The sequence below is a fragment of the Methylobacterium sp. NMS14P genome (assembly GCF_028583545.1).
GTDB lineage: Bacteria > Pseudomonadota > Alphaproteobacteria > Rhizobiales > Beijerinckiaceae > Methylobacterium.
Window position 1 is genome coordinate 244,205 of record NZ_CP087107.1, and the last position, 13,869, is coordinate 258,073.

Annotated in this window: 12 protein-coding genes; 6 read left to right on the top strand and 6 right to left on the bottom strand. The window is 70.0% G+C overall.

Annotation, left to right across the window (positions count from 1 at the left end):
* Positions 1 to 65 precede the first annotated feature (65 nt).
* The 5 genes from LOK46_RS30980 to LOK46_RS31000 form a co-directional block, all read right to left on the bottom strand.
* A complete protein-coding gene (locus tag LOK46_RS30980) occupies positions 66 to 1,082 on the bottom strand; it encodes an SDR family NAD(P)-dependent oxidoreductase (protein ID WP_273565174.1) in 1,017 nt (338 codons plus the stop codon).
* Positions 1,083 to 1,113: 31 nt separating this feature from the next.
* On the bottom strand, positions 1,114 to 2,094 hold the full coding sequence (locus LOK46_RS30985; RefSeq protein WP_273565175.1) for an ABC transporter substrate-binding protein: 981 nt from the start codon (positions 2,092 to 2,094) through the stop codon (positions 1,114 to 1,116).
* A 64-nt stretch (positions 2,095 to 2,158) separates the two neighbouring features.
* Positions 2,159 to 2,974, bottom strand: coding sequence for an ABC transporter permease (locus LOK46_RS30990; protein ID WP_273565176.1), 816 nt, complete (start codon positions 2,972 to 2,974; stop codon positions 2,159 to 2,161).
* Entirely contained in the window at positions 2,968 to 3,735 is a 768-nt protein-coding gene (locus LOK46_RS30995; protein ID WP_273565177.1) for an ABC transporter ATP-binding protein, read from the bottom strand. Before LOK46_RS30995 ends, LOK46_RS30990 begins: the two co-directional genes overlap by 7 nt.
* Entirely contained in the window at positions 3,732 to 4,496 is a 765-nt protein-coding gene (locus tag LOK46_RS31000) for a GntR family transcriptional regulator (protein ID WP_273565178.1), read from the bottom strand. The genes LOK46_RS30995 and LOK46_RS31000 overlap by 4 nt, the downstream gene beginning before the upstream one ends.
* A gap of 1,396 nt (positions 4,497 to 5,892) precedes the next feature.
* Here LOK46_RS31000 and LOK46_RS31005 point away from each other — a divergent pair.
* On the top strand, positions 5,893 to 6,489 hold the full coding sequence (locus LOK46_RS31005; RefSeq protein ID WP_273565179.1) for a response regulator: 597 nt from the start codon (positions 5,893 to 5,895) through the stop codon (positions 6,487 to 6,489).
* Positions 6,486 to 8,339, top strand: coding sequence for an ATP-binding response regulator (locus LOK46_RS31010; protein ID WP_273565180.1), 1,854 nt, complete (start codon positions 6,486 to 6,488; stop codon positions 8,337 to 8,339). Before LOK46_RS31005 ends, LOK46_RS31010 begins: the two co-directional genes overlap by 4 nt.
* Before the next feature lie 72 nt (positions 8,340 to 8,411).
* Here the strand turns inward: LOK46_RS31010 and LOK46_RS31015 are convergent, their stop codons facing one another.
* The gene (locus tag LOK46_RS31015) at positions 8,412 to 8,855 is read right to left on the bottom strand and encodes a PACE efflux transporter (protein WP_012329577.1); all 444 of its coding nucleotides are present in this window, start codon (positions 8,853 to 8,855) and stop codon (positions 8,412 to 8,414) included.
* An 89-nt stretch (positions 8,856 to 8,944) separates the two neighbouring features.
* Here LOK46_RS31015 and LOK46_RS31020 point away from each other — a divergent pair, with 89 nt between their 5' ends.
* The 4 genes from LOK46_RS31020 to LOK46_RS31035 all read left to right on the top strand — a co-directional run bounded on the left by LOK46_RS31020 (position 8,945) and on the right by LOK46_RS31035 (position 13,864).
* The gene (locus tag LOK46_RS31020; protein WP_273565181.1) at positions 8,945 to 9,853 is read left to right on the top strand and encodes a LysR family transcriptional regulator; all 909 of its coding nucleotides are present in this window, start codon (positions 8,945 to 8,947) and stop codon (positions 9,851 to 9,853) included.
* Positions 9,854 to 9,999: 146 nt separating this feature from the next.
* Positions 10,000 to 10,902 carry a LysR family transcriptional regulator gene (locus LOK46_RS31025; protein ID WP_273565182.1) on the top strand — a complete coding sequence of 301 codons (903 nt, stop codon included), beginning with the start codon at positions 10,000 to 10,002 and terminating at the stop codon, positions 10,900 to 10,902.
* Between the two features lie 125 nt (positions 10,903 to 11,027).
* A complete protein-coding gene (gene puuE / locus LOK46_RS31030; RefSeq protein ID WP_273565183.1) occupies positions 11,028 to 12,191 on the top strand; it encodes an allantoinase PuuE in 1,164 nt (387 codons plus the stop codon).
* 176 nt (positions 12,192 to 12,367) lie between these two features.
* Complete coding sequence (locus LOK46_RS31035; RefSeq protein WP_273565184.1) at positions 12,368 to 13,864, top strand: NCS1 family nucleobase:cation symporter-1; 1,497 nt, start codon at positions 12,368 to 12,370, stop codon at positions 13,862 to 13,864.
* Positions 13,865 to 13,869 lie beyond the last annotated feature (5 nt).

The following is a 13,869-nucleotide window of genomic DNA, read 5'->3' on the forward strand; positions in this document are numbered from 1 at the left end:
GGCTTCGGGATCTCCTCGGGCGGGACTGGGGACGACGACGCGCGGCGAACCGGCCTCGGGCGGTTTCAGGGGGTGACGACGATCTTGCCCATGACCTCGCGGTCGCGGATCATCCGCAGGCCCTCGGCGGCCTCCTCGAGGGGCAGGAGCTTGTCGATGGTCGGCTTCAGCGTGCCGGCCTGGATCATGTCCATCAGGGCCGACAGGTTGTCGTCGTAGAAGCTGTTCGAGCCGATCACCTTGAGCTCGAAGCTCCAGATGTAGCGGAGATCCTCCTTGGGATCGTGCCCCGCGGTCGCGCCGCAGACGAGCAGCGTGCCGCCGCGCTTCAGGCACTTGAGCGAGGGCACCCAGGTGTCGCCGCCGGTGAAGTTGATCACCACGTCGACGCCGCCCTCGTAGGTCCGGCGCTGCGGCTTGCCGTACTGCTGGATCGCCCACTTGGAGAAGTCGGTCTCGCGGTAGTTGACGACGTGGTCGGCCCCGAGCGCCTTGAGCGCCGCCATCTTCTCGGCGCTGCCCGCGCAGGCGATCACCTCGGCGCCGAGCTGTTTGGCCAGCATCACGCAGCCCGTGCCGACGCCGCCGCTGGCGCCGAGGATCAGGACCGTGTCGCCGGCCTTCACGGTGTTGTGGGTGACCAGCATGCGGTGGGCGGTGCCGTAGGCCACCGGCAGGGAGGCCGCGTCCGCGTAGCTCACGTCCGGCGGCATCGCGATGAGCTGACTCGTCGAGACCCGGCAGTACTCGGCCATGCCGCCGTCGAGCATCTCGCCCATCAGGCCCTTGGCCTTGTTGAGCGGGTTGACCAGCACCCGGTCGCCGACGCGCCACTCCGCGACGCCCTCGCCGAGCTCGACGATCTGCCCGGCCATGTCGAGGCCGATCACCACCGGCATCGGCACCTTGATGCCGGGCATGCCCTTCACGGTGAAGACGTCGTGGTAGTTGAACGAGGACGCGCCGACGCGGATCAGGACCTCGCCCGGGCCGGGGGACGGCCTCGGATAGTCGTTGACCACCTTCAGCGTGTCGATGTCGCCGTGCGCCTCCAGCACGAGCGCCTTCATCGTCTGAGCCATCGTGGAAACCCTCTTCTGCAGGTCGGAAAGGCTACGGGATCGACTTCGACCGCTCGTACGGGCCGGGAACCAGGGCGGTGTCTGGCAGGCTGCCCTGGACGGCGCCGACCGCCTTGAAGACCTCGAACTCCCGCTTCAGCGAGGCGATGTCGGCGGGCTCCAGGCTGACCGTGTAGATGCCGTCCCAGAGGCCCGCGTAGGCGGCGGCGTCGGCGTCGCTCAGGTTGGCGGCGGCCTTCAGGATCTTGGCCACGCCGGGCTTGTCGGCTTGGCCATACGCGTAGGCCTTGCGCATCGCGGCCACGACCTTGGCGGGCGCGTCCGGATTCTGCGTCATCCAGGCGTTGCGCATCAGGCCGACGCCGAGGACCGGCGGTGCGTCCTGCATGGTGAGGCGCTTCCACTCCTCCCGGAAGGTGCCGAGCCGGCGCAGCTTCACGTCCGGCAGGAGCGCGAGGGTCACGGTGCGCAGGGCCGCGGCGTCGATGTCCTTCTGGACGAGGAATTGCGCCAGCCGGGAATCGTTGCCGGGCACGGCCTGGTAATCCGCGGGCTTGAGGCCGTGATTGGTCTCCAGGATCGCCGCCGCGATGGCGGCGGTGCCGCTGCCGGCCGGCGAGGTGCCGATCTTCTTGCCCTTGAGGTCGGCCATCGTCTTGATCGGCGAGTCCTCCGGAACGACGAAGTCGAGGTCGGCCACCTGCGTCGCCAGGACGATGCTCATCGGCAGACCGTCGGCGGTCACGCTGAGCGCCGTCCCCGCGCTCGCCGCGATCGCGAAATCGATCGCCCCGGCGGCCATGGCCTTGGTCGGCGCGTTCACGTCCGGGAACTTGACGTACTCGGCCGTCAGGCCCTCCTTCTCCATGAACTTGCCGGCCTCCAGCACGGCGCCGAAGCCGAGGCTGATGCCCGAGCTCCAGTAGCCGATGCGCACCGTCTCGGCGCGCGCGAGGCCGGGCAGGCCGACCGCGCAGAGCGCGGCGACGGCGAGGGCGCGGATCCGTTTCAAGGGGTTCTCCGAGAGCTGCGATGGGAGGACGTGCGGCGGGCGTGTCCCCGGCTGGCGCCGGCCGTCACGGCTGCGCCACCTTCTTCCAGGCGAACAGGCGCTGCTCGGCGGGCTTCAGGACGAGCGTCTCGAGCCCGATCATCAGGGCGACGAGGGTGAGGGTCCAGGCGAAGACCTGATCGGTCTGGACGAGGTCCGCCGCCTGCCGCAGGCGGTAGCCGATGCCGCTGCTCGCCCCGAGCGATTCCGCCACGAGCACGACCCGCGCCCCGAAGCCGATGGCGAGGCGCGCGCCCGAGAAGAAGGCGGGCAGGATCGTCGGCAGGTAGATCTTGGTCAGCACCTTGCGGCGCGGCATGCGGAAGGTGCGGGCGAGCTCGAGATGTTCGGCGCTGACCGTGCGCGTGCCCTGCCAGACGTTGGTCAGGATCAGCGGCATCGCGGTCATGAACACCACGAAGATCGTGGTCCAGTTCGAGAGACCGAACCAGATCAGCGCGAAGATCGCCCAGATCGCGGACGAGACGGTGTTGGTCACCGTCAGCACCGGCTCGAAGAACCGGCCGAGGCGGGGGCTCGCGCCGAGCAGCAGGCCGAGCGGCAGCCCGACCAGGGCCGCGAAGGCGAGGCCGGCGCCGATCCGGCCCAGCGTGATGCCGAGATCGGCGGCGAAGCTCGGCGTGGCGACGAGGCCGAGCCACGCGTGCCAGACCCGCGCGGGGCTCGGCAGGACGAAGCTCGGCGCCTGCAGCGAACCGAGCTGCCACGCGGCCAGCGCCAGGGCGAGCAGGGCGAGCCGCTGGAGCAGCACGCCCGCCCGGCGCCCGGCGCCGGACGTCCGTGTCTGCCGGATCAGGCGCGGCGGGGTTTGCACTAGCATCGCGCGGTCGCGGCGGAGAGGCTGATGCGCAGGCGCCGGACCTCCTCGCCGACCTCCGCGGAGAGGGGATCGCGGGGATACGGCAGGTCGATCGCCCGGATCGCGCCGATCCGGCCCGGGCGCGGGTGCAGGACGACCACCTGGCTCGCCAGCACCACCGCCTCCTCGACGTCGTGCGTGACGAAGACCAGGGTCATCGCCCGCAGGTCGGCGATGCGCAGCAGCTCCGCGTGCATCTGCGCGCGGATCTCGGGATCGAGCTTCGAGAACGGCTCGTCGAGGAGCAGGATCCGCGGCTCGGTGACGAGGCTGCGCGCGAGCGCCACCCGGCTGCGCATGCCCCCGGACAATTCGTGCGGGTAGGCGTCGCGGAAGGCCTCGAGGCCGACGAGCCGCAGGGTGGCGTCGACCCGCCGCGCCCGCTCCGCCCGGCCCATGTGCCCGGCCTCGAGCCCGAAGGCGACGTTCTGGGCGGCGGTGCGCCAGGGGAGCAGCCGGTCCTCCTGGAACATGTAGGTCATGGCCCGCCAGTCGCGGAAGGCGTGCGACGGGATGCCGTTCAAGAGGACAGCGCCCTGGTCGGGCTCGACCAGCCCGGCGATCATGTTCAGGAGGGTGCTCTTGCCGCAGCCCGACGCGCCCAGGATCGCGACGATCGCGTGCTGCGGGATCGCGATGTCGACGGTGTCGAGGACGTGGAGCGGCCCGCCCTCCCGCCGGTCGAACCACTTGCTGACATGGTCGAGCTCGACGGCGTTCACGGCTCGCCCCCGTCGGCCCGGGACGGCCGCACCGGCGCCACCACCGCGGTGTCGCGCAGGCTGGCGATGACCTTCTCCATCGTCATGGCCCGGAAGGTCTCGACGTGGCGGCGGGCCACCAGGGCGGCGCTGTCGGCATCCCCCGCCGCGAGATGCTCGATCATCGCGGTGTGGTCGTTCTCGATGTTCGGCCGCACGCCCTGCACGCCGAAGCCGAGGGCGACGAGGCGGGTCATCTCGTCGAGGAGGCCCGACAGGGTCCGGTACAGGCGCCCGTTCCCGGAAGCCGCGGCGATCGCGAGGTGGAAGCCCCGGTTGGCCTCCAGGAAGAAGTCGATCTGGTTGCCCATCTCCACCGTGATCTTGCGGCGGCAGGCCTGCTCCAGGCGTTCCAGGTGCGCCCGGTTCACGCGGCCGGCGGCGCCTCTTGCCGCGAGGGGCTCGAGTTCCATCCGCAGGGCGAAGACCTCGTCGACATCCTTCACCGTCACCGGGCTCACCCGGTAGCCGTGCCGCGGCATCGAGCTGACGAAGCCTTCCTGGGACAGGCGCTGGAGCGCGATCCGGCAGCTCGCCTTCCCGATCTCGAACCGCTCCATCACCTCGGCCTCGGTGAAGCGCGTGCCGGGCAGGAGGCGACAGGCGACGATCTCGCGCCGCATCAGGTCGTAGGCCTGATTGCCCTTGCGCGTGGCGTCGGGGACGGCGAGCACGTCCGCCGCCGGGCCAACGGGTCGGAACCTGTCATCGCGCGTCGTCATGGCACCTCGCTGTTCCGGCATTGAGGCTCCCACAGGATGCTGTGAGCTGCTCACCGCTCGCAGGACATGTGCCAACCCCGCGCCGGCTTGGCCGCGCGCGCTGGATCTCGGCGGACGGAATGACCGTCGGATGCCGACATTCGTCGCGGGCAGGGAAGCTCAGACTCGCCGCGTGATCAGCTCAGCACGCCCTGTGGGCATTCCATGCCGTATTTATGCGCAACGGGCTCCGATCCTGTAAATGAAATACACGTCCAATTTTTCCGAAGATATTAGGATAATGCGGCTACCGGGCCCGCCTGCCGCAGAACAATGTGCGTTTTCTTCGAGCATTCGGGCACGTGTCGGCCGCCTGCCGCGATGGCCGCCCGCGCGAGGCGCCGGGCGCGCATGACGGCTGCCCGGTATCGAGTGCCTGTTGCGCGCCGGCAGAGTGCGCGAAGCCCTCCACGATGCCGGCTTGGCTTCTCCGTCGCTCGTCTGCCGCGATGACGCGGCGCAGGAGCCGGGTCAGGATATCCGGCACCTCCGGGTGGGAGGCTCGACCGTCACGGCGTGCGCGGCCCGCGCCGCCGGCTCTATCGCGCCGCGGTGCGCGCCTCAGCGGATCGCGCGCCGCGCTCCTGCACGATCCGGCTCGTCGCCCGGGACAGCGCGCGCCTGCGGCCGCACGCCTCCGGCAGCCCGGAGTTCTTGTCCGGATATGCGATAGGGCGATCAAGCGACCGAGATCGGCCGACAGGTCTCGATCTAGGGCAGTGAGGTCGTGATCTTGGTGGTCAGCGCGCGTCGCGTGCGGACGATCGGGCCGCATTCGGTTCTGTTCACGCGGGGACGCATCGCGACGACGGTCGCGGGCCCCTCCGCCCGCCGCGGATTCGGGCTGATCGCCCGTCCGAAGGTGTCGGCCCAGCACAGCCTCGTCACGTTGTCCGGGCTCGGAGCGGGCGCCGATTCACGGCGAGCCGCTCGGCTGCGCTTGCGGGCCGCGGCACCGATCCACCGCACGATCAAGGGACGCTTCGCGTCGAACGTCGGATCCGACGCCGTCCGGCCGACGCCTCGTCTATGACGGCGATGAACCATGGAATACCCTCAAGTCGAGTTCGAAGGGCCGCTCGCGCGTGGTCCGCCGGACGTCACCGCCCGCGATCACCCGACCACCGCCGCGGCGGCGCGACGGGCGCGGAATGCCGCGCGGGCCGCGAAGGATCGCGGGGGCGCTCGCTCAGCATCCGATCCCGTCCGCGTGGCCTTCTGTTGCATGCCCGAGCGCGTGTGATTGAATTCCTTGAGCTGCAGCTTAGCCGATCAGAATGGCTTCGTGGACCAGTCCACATGGACTGGTCTATGACCCGTGACGGCGTCTGTGCAGTTGCTCTAGACAGGGTCCGGCATGGCGCAGGAAGCAATCCTCATCATCGACGACCACGCGCTGTTCCGATCCGGCATCGTCTCGATGCTGTCGACGGCGTTCGATGAGATTCCGGTTCTCGACAGCGCGTCGCTGCACGAGGCGCTCGCCATCGTCGCCGTCGTCCCGACGATCGTCCTCCTCGACATCCAGTTGCCGGGCATCAGCGGGCTCGAAGGTATGGGCCTGCTCCGGCAGCGCTGGCCGGCCGCCCGGATCGTCGTCGTGTCCGGCCTGGATCTGCCCGATACCGTCAGCACGGCCCTCGCGCAGGGCGCCTGCGCGTTCCTGTCGAAGACCGACCGTCCCGACCGGATGATGACGGTCCTGCGCGAGATGCTCGCGCGGTCGTCCGCGGCCCCGCGGGTCGGCGCCGCCCTCTGCCCGACGCTGACGCCGCGCCAAGCCGAGGTGCTGACCCTCGTCGGGCGCGGATTGTCCAACAAGATGATCGGACGCAACCTCGGCCTGTCGGAACATACGGTCCGCGGTCACGTGCAGGGCCTGCTGTCGGTCCTGGGGGTCACCCGGCGCGCGGAGGCGGTCTTCAAGGCTCAGCAGCTCGGCCTGATCCGATGAGCCCGTCGCAGGAGGACCGGATCGCGGCCGAGCAGCTGCGCCTCGTGCTGGACGGCGTCACGCAGTCGGTCGCCGTCGGTTTCCTCGTCTCGACGCTCATGCTCGCCGTGCTGTGGACGCTGGTGCCCCACGCCGTCCTGCTGAGCTGGTACGGTGCGTTCCTCGTCGAGCGGTTCGGGGCGGCCGCCTACGCGCGCCGCGTGCGCGACGCGGTCGGCGAGCCCGACCGCGCCCGCCGGGTCGAGCGCGTCGTCTTCCTGAGCAAGATCGTCGAGGGCGCGATCCTGGGATCTCTGATCTGGATCGCGCTCCCGCTGCAGATTCCGGCGGTGAGCATCCTGACCATGTCGCTGCTGGGCGCGACCTGCAGCAACGGCGTCTCGCTCCTGGCGCCGCGGCGGCACCTCTATCTCGCCCTCGTCGTCCCCGTCGCCGTCCTGGCCGCCGGAACCCTCTGGTCGCTCGGCGGCGCGCCCTACAGGGCCCTGGCGGTCTGCTCGATCCTCTTCGTGGTCGGGCAGTACGGTCAGGTCGTGCTCGCAAGCCGCCGCGTGCGGGAATCCATCGAGCTCCGCTTCGAGAACGCGGCCCTCGTCGAGCAGCTGCGCGCGGAGAGCGCCGCGGCGCACCGGGCCCGCCGCGACGCCGAGCACGCCAACACCGCGAAGTCGCAATTCCTCGCGGCGGCCAGCCACGACCTGCGCCAGCCGGTCCATGCCCAGGGTCTGTTCCTCCAGGCGCTGAGCCAGACGGATCTCGCCGCGCCGCAGCGGCGGATCCTCCAGAACGCCCAGACCGCGAACGTCGCGTCGACGGACATGCTCAACACGCTGCTGGACTTCTCGCGCCTGGAGGCCGGGGTCATCACGCCGCGGCCCCGCGCCTTCGAGCTACAGCCGCTCCTCGACAAGATCGAGAACGATCTGGCGCATCTGGCCGACGCCAAGCGCCTGATCTATCGAACCCCCCAGACCGATCTGGCGATCGTCTCGGACGCGGCCCTGCTGGAGCTGGTCCTGCGCAATCTCGTCCTGAACGCGATCCGGTACACCGAGCGCGGCGGCGTCCTCATCGGCTGCCGCCGGCGGGGCACCGGCGTGTCGATCGAAGTCTACGACACCGGGATCGGCATCCCGGTCGACGAGCGCGAGGACATCTTCCGGGAGTTCTACCAGCTCGGGAATCCCGAGCGCGATCGGCACAAGGGCCTGGGGCTCGGGCTCGCGATCGCGCGCGGGATCGCCGCCTCGCTCGGTCACCCGCTGTCCCTCTCGTCGAGGGTGGGAAGCGGCAGCGTCTTCCGCATCCTCGTGCCCAGGACGCTCGACACCGATCTCGGCCCCGGGCTCGACCCGGGTGCCGACGACGCGCGCGCGGCGGACATCCCGGAGACCGGCGGACTGGCCGGCGCCCGCATCCTGATCGTGGACGACGACGCCATCGTCCGGGACGCGATGGTGGCACTCCTCTCCGGCTGGGGCTGCCTGTGCTGGGCCTTCGAGGACCCGACCGAGGTCGCCCGACTGCCGTGGCAGGGGCCGCCGCCGGATGCGCTGATCTGCGACTATCGCCTGAGACGGGGCCAGACCGGCGCGGAAGCCATCGCGACGCTGCGGCAGCATTGGGGACGGCCGGTCCCGGCGATCCTCGTCACCGGCGACACCGCGCCCGTCCGCATGCGGGAGGCCTTGGACAGCGGGATCCCGCTGATCCACAAGCCGGTCCGGCCCGATCTTCTCCAGAACGCGCTCGCCGCGCTGATCCCGCGGGATCAGCCACCCGTCGATCCCGTGGGCGCGGAGGCTCGGCGCGGACCGGAGCCGGCGACTCTCGTCCGCGCCGAGGGATAGCGGGCGCCTCACGCAGCGCCGCGGACCCTCGAACGCACGCCGCGCCACCGTCGTGGTCTCGGCGCGCGGGCGTCAGCGGGACGGCTCGGCGGCCGCGTCGGTCCAGCTCGGGAGCGGGAAGGTTCGATCGTAGGCTAGATTGAACACGAAGGCGTAGGCCACGTAGAAGGCCGCGATCGCGAGATCCATGAAGAAGGCCTCGACCAGGCCGATGCCGAGGTACCACGCGATCGGCGGCAGCAGGATCATGAGCAGCCCCGCCTCGAACAGCACGGCGTGGAAGACCCGCAGGACGAGGCTCTTGCGCGTGTGCCCGGCGAGCCGCTGCATCGCCCGGTCGAAGCCGAGATTGTAGACGTAGTTCCAGCTCGTCGCGACGAGGGCGCTGCCGACGCCGATCACGCCCATGTCGGCGGCGTGCAGGCCGAAGGCCGCGGTCCCGAGCGGGACGATGAGGAGGAGGCCGATCACCTCGAACAGGATGGCGTGGCGGATACGGTCGCGGGTGCTGCGCATGGTCTCGCTCTCGAGAGGCGGATTGGTCGGCCGCTCTCTATCTGCGATAAGGCGATCCACAAGTTAGGAAGTATCTGAGAATCCGATAGATGGCGGTGTCGCTGGACCAGCTCCAGGCCTTCGTGGCCGCGGCCGAGGCCGGATCCTTCTCGGGCGCGGCGCGAGTTCTGCGGAAGGCGCAGTCGGCCGTCAGCACGCAGGTGGCCAACCTCGAGACCGATCTGGGGCTGGCGCTGTTCAGCCGCGCGGGCCGGAACCCGGTGCTGACTCCCGCGGGGGAGCGGCTGCTGCTGGAGGCGCGGGTGGTGCTCGACCGGCGGGAGCACCTGATCGGCGTCGCGAGCAGCCTGGAGCAGGGCGTCGAGAACCGGCTGGTGGTCGCCATCGACGAGCTCTACCCCGAGCACGCCCTCGGCGCCCTCTTCGCCAGCTTCGCCCAGCGCTTCCCCTTCGTGGAGCTCGAACTGCTCTTCCCGCTGATGGAGGATGTCAGCCGCATGGTTCAGTCGGGGGCCGCCGACCTGGGCGTGATGTGGCGCCAGGAGGGGCTCCCCACGGAACTCGGGTTCCAGACCATCGGCTGGGTGCCGCTCAAGCTCGTCTGCGGACGCGATCACCCGCTCGCGAAGGAGCGAGTCGAGTGGGAGGAGCTGAAGCGCCACCGCCAGATCCTCGTCGCCGCCCGCGGCGACGGGGCGGAGAAGCGCCGTCTGCGGGTCGCCGCCGAGGTGTGGTGGGTGGAGAGCCACTGGGTCATCCTGGAGATGGTGAAGCACGGGATCGGCTGGGCCTTCGTCACCGACCACGTCATCGCCGCGTCCCTCACGGCGCCGTACCTCGTGACGCCGGACCTCCAGTTCGACCAGGGTGACTGGCCGATCGCCCTCGAACTGGTCTGGCACAAGCAGCGGCCCTGCGGCCCCGCCGCCGCCTGGCTCCGGGAGCGGTTCGCGGCGGAGCGCGTCGGAGGCCTCCCGGTCGAGACCTGGCCGCGCTGAGGAAGCGGTGCCGCACCGAGCCGCGATGGACGGGCCCGCCGGCGGGCACGATCCGGCGCGAGTCCCGACGAGGGCGTCCCCGACCCGGTCTAGACGCTGAAAGCCCTCTGTGTTCCTATCTATTCGCTTTTCCTATGGTTCGGTCCATGGAGCTCCGGCATCTTCGCTACTTCGCCGCCGTGGCGGAGCATCTCAGCTTCACCGCCGCCGCCCAGAGCCTGGGCGTGTCGCAACCGCCGTTGAGCCAGCAGATCCGCGATCTCGAGGTGGAGATCGGCGTCAACCTGTTCGAGCGCTCGAGCCGGCGCGTCGTCCTGACCGCGGCGGGCGAGGATTTCCTCGGGAACGCGCGGGCGGTCCTCGCGCAGGTCGCCGACGCCGTCGACCGGGCGCGGACGATCGGCACCGGAACGGCCGGCATCCTGAATATCGGCATGACGAGTTCCGTGCTCGCGGGGCCGGCCGGCTGCCTGATCCGGGCCTTCGAGCAGCGCTTCCGGGCGGTGGACGTGCGCATCCACGAGATGGCGCCGGCCGACCAGATCGCGGCCCTCAAGGCGAACCGGACGGATCTCAGCTTCCTGCGCAGCCCCCCCGAGGACCCGGATCTCGTCGCCCACATGGCGTGGCCGGAGCGGCTCTGCGTGGCGGTGCCGCGCGGGCACGCCCTCGCCGCCGGTCGGAGCGTCTCGATCGACGTCTTCCGCAGCGAGCCGCTGATCTCCCTCGGCCTCGACAGCTCGCGCTTCGCCGCCGATATCTACCAAGCCTGCATCCAGAGAGGCTTCACGCCGAGCATCTCGCAGCAGGTCCGCGAGGCCTCGTCGCTGATCAACCTGGTCGCGGCCGGCTTCGGTCTCGCGATCATTCCGGAATTCGTCGGCCGGCCGAGGCATCCGGACGTCGTCGTCCTGCAGATCAAGCCGCCCTTCCTGTCGGCGGACGTCTACGCGCTGCACCATACGCGACGAAACCCGGTCATCGACAATTTCCTCGGGCTGATCCGCGAGGAGGCCCCGGGCCTGATCGCGCGCTTCCAGAAGCGGTGACGCCCTCCGGAAACCGCATCAATCGTCGCGCCATCTAAACGTGCAGCCTATCAATCAAGCCGAACAAGATATTGGACCAACGTACGGGCGTGCGCCTATCTCGCGTCGGAACGAGGGATCACGCCATGTTCGACCTCGACCAGAACTATCCCCGCGACATGGTCGGATACGGTCGGCATCGACCGGACCCGGCCTGGCCCGGTGGCAAGCGCGTCGCCGTCCAGTGCGTCATCAACTACGAGGAGGGCGGCGAGAACTGCATCCTCCACGGTGACGCGGCGTCCGAGGCCTTCCTCTCCGAGATCGTCGGGGCCCTGCCCTGGCCGGGGAAGCGCCACGCCAACATGGAGTCGATCTACGAGTACGGCGCCCGCGCCGGCTTCTGGCGCCTCTGGCGCGCGTTCACGCGCCGCAACCTCCCGGTCACGGTCTTCGGCGTCGCCTCGGCGATGCAGCGCAACCCCGAGGCCGTCGCCGCCATGGTCGAGTCCGGCTGGGAGATCGCCAGCCACGGCCTCCGCTGGATCGACTACCGCGACCACAGCCCGGAGGCCGAGCGCGCCGACATCGACGCGGCCGTCGCGCTGCAGGCGTCGCTGACGGGCAGCAGGCCGCTGGGCCTCTACCAGGGGCGGACCTCTGACAACACGCTGGCGATCGGCGCCGCCGAGGGCGGGTTCCTGTACCTCGCCGATTCCTACGCCGACGACCTGCCTTACTGGCTGCGGATCGGAGGGCGCCAGCAACTCGTCGTCCCCTACACCCTCGACGCCAACGACATGCGGTTCGCGACCGCCCAGGGCTTCAACAACGGCGACCAGTTCTTCGGCTACCTGAAGGACACGTTCGATGTCCTGTACCGCGAGGGCGAGGCCGGCCGGGGCGGCATCATGTCGGTGGGGCTCCACTGCCGCCTGGTCGGGCGTCCGGGGCGGATGGCCGCGCTGGAGCGGTTCCTCGACTACGTGGGCGATCACCCCGACGCCTGGGTGACCACCCGGCTGGACATCGCCCGCCACTGGGTCGCGGCCCACCCGCCGCGCGGCGGCTACCGGCCGGCCCGCATGGGCCGCGCCCTGTTCGGCGAGGTCTTCGGCCCGGTCTGCGCCGGCCTGTCCGGCGCGTCGCCGGCGGCCGGCGCGGCGATGGCGGAGCGGGTCCACGCGGACGGGCTCCCCGCGGAGGCGGACGACCCGTCCGGTCTGGCCCGGCTCCTCGCGGAGGCCGCGGGTGTCCCGGCCGACGCGGGCGGCCTCCGGGGCCGACTCGCAGCGCTCATCGGGGGCTAGAGCCGACGCCTCTACCGAGGCATGGACGTCCGAAGTCGGTCGTTATCTGTATTCGCTTCGCGGTTTCGAGAGTCAGGAGACGGAGAGTCGTAGGTTTTGCTTGACGGGCCGCGAAGGGCCGTCAGGGTCACGGAAAAAGCCCGGCAACAGGGCTGCGCCAGTCAGGGAGAAACGCCATGTACGCACAGGTCGAGGCCGCCGGCATCAGCACGGCCGTGTCGGACGAACGGGACGCCGTCGTCATCAAGCCGAGCTACGATCCGGATCTCGTGAACAAGGATCTGGCCCCGCTGCGCAAGCAGACCTGGGGCACCTACAACATCTTCGCCTTCTGGATGTCTGACGTCCACAGCGTCGGCGGCTACGTGACCGCCGGCTCCCTGTTCTCGCTGGGCCTCGTGAGCTGGCAGGTGCTGATCGCCCTGCTCGTCGGCATCGTGATCGTCCAGGTCTTCTGCAACCTCGTCGCCAAGCCGAGCCAGCAGACCGGCACGCCCTACCCGGTGATCTGCCGCGCCTCCTTCGGCGTCAAGGGCGCCAACATCCCGGCGATCATCCGCGGGCTGATCGCGGTCGCGTGGTACGGCATCCAGACCTACCTCGCCTCGGCGGCGCTGACGGTGGTGGCGCTCCGCTTCTACCCCGAACTCGCCGTCTACGCCGACGTCAAGCAGTACGGCTTCGCCGGCCTGTCGAGCCTGGGCTGGGCCGCGTTCATGACGCTCTGGGTCCTGCAGGCGCTGGTCTTCTGGCGCGGCATGGAGGCGATCCGCGTGTTCATCGACTGGGCGGGGCCGGCGGTCTACGTGGTGATGATCGCGCTCGCCGCGTACCTCGTCGCCAAGGCCGGGATCGGCGAGATCGGGCTGACCCTGGGCACCGTGAAGTACACCGGCTGGGACGCCCTGCCGGTGATGATCAACGCCGTCGCCCTCGTGGTCTCCTACTTCTCCGGGCCGATGCTGAACTTCGGCGACTTCTCGCGCTACGGCGCGAGCTTCGATGCGGTGAAGAAGGGTAACTTCTGGGGTCTCCCGGTGAACTTCCTCGGGTTCTCGCTCCTGACGGTCGTCACCGCCTCGGCGACGGTGCCGGTCTTCGGCCACCTGATCACCGACCCGGTGGAGACGGTGAGCCGCATCGACAGCACCTTCGCGGTCGTGCTCGGCGCCTTCACCTTCATGACCGCGACCATCGGGATCAACATCGTCGCGAACTTCGTCTCGCCCGCGTTCGACTTCTCGAACGTGTCGCCGCGGCGGATCTCGTGGCGCATGGGCGGCATGATCGCGGCCGTCGGCTCGATCTTCATCACGCCCTGGAACCTCTACAACAATCCCGCGGTGATCCACTACACGCTCGACGTCCTCGGCGCGTTCATCGGCCCGCTGTTCGGGATCCTGATCGCCGACTTCTACTTCGTGAAGAAGCAGAAGGTGGTCCTCGACGACCTCTACACGATGAGCCCCGCAGGGACGTACTGGTACAGTGGCGGGTACAACCGCGCCGCGGTGACCGCCATGATCCCCTCGGCCCTGATCCCCGTGCTCTGCGTGATCCTGCCGGGCCTGGAGGGCGTGGCGAACTTCACGTGGTTCATCGGTTGCGCCCTGGGCTTCGCGATCTACACCACCCTCATGCGCCGCCCGGCGGGCGCGGCCCGTCCTGCCTGAGGCCG